Origin of the sequence: Streptomyces glaucescens (assembly GCF_002154375.1) — a bacterium.
GTDB classification, from domain to species: Bacteria; Actinomycetota; Actinomycetes; order Streptomycetales; family Streptomycetaceae; genus Streptomyces; species Streptomyces glaucescens.
In genome coordinates, this window is the sequence record NZ_MUND01001021.1 from 1 (window position 1) to 897 (window position 897).

General features: G+C 76.0%; 1 protein-coding gene. It reads right to left on the reverse strand.

Features of this window, described 5'->3' with window-relative positions; genetic code table 11:
• A partial coding sequence (locus CCN42_RS40275) for a BTAD domain-containing putative transcriptional regulator (protein ID WP_281259578.1) occupies positions 1-897 on the reverse strand: 897 nt, incomplete at both ends.

Here is an 897-nt window from a genome sequence, read left to right on the forward strand (position 1 = left end):
GGTCCGCGCACCGGGGGCGGGGGAGCGAGGCGTTCGGGACGCTCGTAGCGGGTGATGCCCTCACGTACGCCCAGGCCCGGCCCGACGACGAGGACGCCGTGCACCTCCGGCGAGGCCAGGGCGCGCCGGGCCTGTGCCGAGCCGTCCGGGTCGGCCCCGTGCCCCACGTGCAGCCGGACCCCGTCCAGCTCCGCGAGGAGGTCCCGGAACCCGAGGGTGAGAGTCTGGAGCAGGCGCCATCCGGAGCCGCCCGGCCGGACCGGTACCGAGAAGCCGTCGTCTCGCGGGGCCAGCGGGAACTCGGCCGCGTCCACGTCGCTCGCCGCGATCAGTCGCGTGATCGCCCGGCCCAGCAGCGCGTGGGTGTCCGCGTCCCGCGGGCCGTCCGCGAACCGGAAGACGAGCCGGGCCCGGTCCGGACCGGCCGCCTCCTCCGCGAACAGGCTCTCCGGCACCTCGTCCCGTGGCAGCGGGCGCTTCTCCTGCAGCTCCTCGTCCTGCGCCAGCAGCGACGGCAGGTCCTGCTCGGTCGGGAAGGAGCCGGCCGGCAGGTCGTCCGGCTCGGTGAAGGGGCCCTCGCCGGGCGGCGTCCCGTGGTCCTCCGGCGGGCCGCCGAACTCCTCGCGCAGCTCCTGGCCCAGGGTCAGCAGTTCGGGGCTGGTGCCGCCGGAGAGTTCGTACTCCTCGAACACCTCCAGCGCCTCCTCCAGCCGGCCCTGGCGGCGCAGGGCGATCAGATACAGGCGGCGGAAGTCCTCCTGGGACGGGTGCGCACGGACCAGCTCCGCCAGGTCGGCCGCCGCGCGGGCCACCTCGTCGAGGTCCAGGTCGAGTTCGGCACGGGTGCGGTGCAGGGTGAGGCGGAGCTGGAGCAGACGGGTGCGGGCGGTGCGGGCG